At 66.0% G+C, this 2,429-nt stretch carries 3 protein-coding genes; all 3 read left to right on the forward strand.

Going from position 1 to position 2,429, the window contains the following annotated elements; translation table 11 throughout:
• Positions 1 to 286 precede the first annotated feature (286 nt).
• Positions 287 to 1,267, forward strand: a complete 981-nt coding sequence (locus ACK5IR_RS13230; RefSeq protein ID WP_416929644.1) for a Bug family tripartite tricarboxylate transporter substrate binding protein — start codon at positions 287 to 289, stop codon at positions 1,265 to 1,267.
• A 26-nt stretch (positions 1,268 to 1,293) separates the two neighbouring features.
• Positions 1,294 to 1,764 (forward strand): tripartite tricarboxylate transporter TctB family protein, encoded by a 471-nt coding sequence (locus ACK5IR_RS13235; protein ID WP_416929645.1) that lies wholly within the window; start codon positions 1,294 to 1,296, stop codon positions 1,762 to 1,764.
• A gap of 6 nt (positions 1,765 to 1,770) precedes the next feature.
• A partial coding sequence (locus tag ACK5IR_RS13240) for a tripartite tricarboxylate transporter permease (protein ID WP_416929646.1) occupies positions 1,771 to 2,429 on the forward strand: 659 nt, incomplete at its 3' end.

Here is a 2,429-nt window from a genome sequence, read left to right on the forward strand (position 1 = left end):
TTCGTTATAGGACTGCCAGACCCTGGTCTTGTAGGTCGGGGGTATCGGTCTGCTCATGTGACCAAGCTATCACGCTGGATTCACAGGATGAATCCAAAACCCGATTTGCGCAACAGAACCCACGGTGTGCTAGAGCCACTTCAAGGCCACAGCTCATGCTCGGGGTCGAAACCAGACCGCTTCAGATAATTCGTCTTGACATATGACTTATGTCATAAGTATGATTCCTATCATTCACTTGAACGACGTGTCGGCAGGAGGTGCCGGCCCGAGGAGGAGAAACACCATGAAAAATGCTCTCGCCGCCGCTTCGGCCGGCGTCCTTGCGTTCATCGGCCTGGCCGGCACGGCTCAGGCGGCCTGGCCGGAGCGGGCGGTGACTATCGTCGTTCCGTGGTCCGCCGGCGGCGGAACGGATGCCACGGCGCGCACCCTTGCCCAGAAGCTCGAAGAGCGCTTCGGCCAGCCCTTCAACGTGATCAACCGGACCGGCGGCGGCGGGCTCGTGGGCCATATCACCATCGCCAACGCGCCGCCGGATGGCTACACGCTGGGCGTCATCACCATCGAGACGACGATGTACAAGGCACAGGGCATTCCGGGCGCCGAACCGGAAGACTTTACCCTCATCGGCCGTTTCAACGCCGACCCGGTGGGCATCAACGTGCGTGCGGACGCACCCTATGAGACGGCCGGAGAACTGATCGAGGCCATCAAGGCCGATCCCGGTGCGATCAAGGCGTCGGGCGCCAACCGTGGCGGGCTGTCGCATCTTGCCTGGGCAGGGCTCCTGAACAGGCTCGGGATCGACCCGGACGCCAGCCCCTGGGTTGCCTCCGACGGCTCCGCACCGGCAATGCAGCAACTTGCCGCCGGCGCGATCGACGTGGTCTCCACGGCGCCTGCGGAAGCGCGCGCGCTGGTCGAGGCCGGGGAGGCAAAGACACTGGCGCTGCTGTCGGGTGAGCGCAGCGAGGTCTATCCGGACCTGAAGACCACCGACGAGATCTTCGGCATCGACTGGTCGCCGCTGCCCTTCCGGGGCCTTGCCGGGCCGGCGGGCCTGCCGGAGGACGTGACGATGACGCTCTCCGACGCGTTGGCCGAAATCACCGCCGATGCGGAGTTCCGCGACTTCATGGCCTCGCGCGGCTTCTCGGTTGCCTATCAGGACTCGCCGACCTTCACCGAGACGGTGATGGCCTCCCGCACCGGGCTGGTCGAGGCGATGAAGGCGGTGGGCATGGCCACCGACGACACCCAGTGATCGACGCGATCTGAAGGGAGGCGCCGATGCGTATCGACGACAGACTGGTCGGGCTTTTCTTCGCGGCTCTGGGAGTGGCGACGATCCTTGCCGCGCGGCGCCTTTCCGCGGTCCCGGGGGCAGTCTACGGGCCGGGTCTCATGCCGACCCTGATCGGGCTCGGCATGGCCGGCTTCGGCTTGCGCATCGCCTGGGCCGGCTTTGCCGCGTCCGAACACGCTCCACTCATCGACGTGAGCGCCTGGACGGGCCGGACGCGCGGCATCCTCTGCGCATTCTGGACCATCGCCGGCGTCGCTGCCTCGGTCCCGCTGCTGGACAAGCTCGGCCTGCCGCTCTTCGGGCTGCTCTTCTGCCTGCCGCTGATCTGGCTGGCGCGGGCGCGGACGGCGGTGGCGCTTCCGTCGGTGCTGGCGACGGTGCTGATCGCTCAGTACATCTTCGGCGGGGTGCTGCATGTGCCGCTGCCCGCCGGACCGATCCCCCTGCCATGGTGATCCGACATGGGAACTGACACTCTCGTCGCCGCGCTCGGCATCGTGATGCAGGCAGATGTGCTGCTGGCGGTGTTCGGTGGCGCGCTCTATGGCCTCTTCATCGGGGCCGTGCCGGGGCTCACCGCCACCATGGCAACCGCGCTTCTGGTGCCGGTGACCTTCTACATGGCGCCGGTTCCGGCGATTGCCGCGATTGTCGCGACCACCGCGATGGCGATCACCGCCGGCGACATTCCCGGCGCGCTGCTGCGCATTCCCGGCACGCCCGCATCTGCCGCCTATGTAGACGAAGCCTATGCGATGACGCTCAAGGGCAAGGCAATGCAGGCCCTGAGCATCTCGATCTTCTTCTCGGCCTGCGGCGGACTTGTCGGTGCGGTGGCGCTTCTCGTCATCGGCCCGGCGCTGGCGCGGATCGCGCTCAATTTCTCCAGCTTCGAGTTCTTCTGGCTCGCCCTGCTCGGGCTGATGACCTCGGCGCTGGTTTCCTCCCGCGATCCGGCGCGCGGTTTCATCTCTCTTCTGATCGGGTTGCTGGTCGCCACCGTCGGGCTTGACGTGACCTCCGGTCAGCCGCGTTTCACCTTCGGCTCGGTCGAACTGTTCGGAGGCGTGAGCTTCATCCCGGTGATGATCGGCATGTTCGCCTTTGCCGAGATCCTGCG

This window comes from Tropicimonas sp. (assembly GCF_047971885.1).
In the GTDB taxonomy this organism is placed as follows: Bacteria; Pseudomonadota; Alphaproteobacteria; order Rhodobacterales; family Rhodobacteraceae; genus Tropicimonas.

Bases quoted from the DNA above. Each gene is read 5' to 3' on its own strand.
- ACK5IR_RS13230 (WP_416929644.1), top strand. From the start codon at position 287: ATGAAAAATGCTCTCGCCGCCGCTTCGGCCGGCGTCCTTGCGTTCATC.
- ACK5IR_RS13235 (WP_416929645.1), top strand. From the start codon at position 1,294: ATGCGTATCGACGACAGACTGGTCGGGCTTTTCTTCGCGGCTCTGGGA.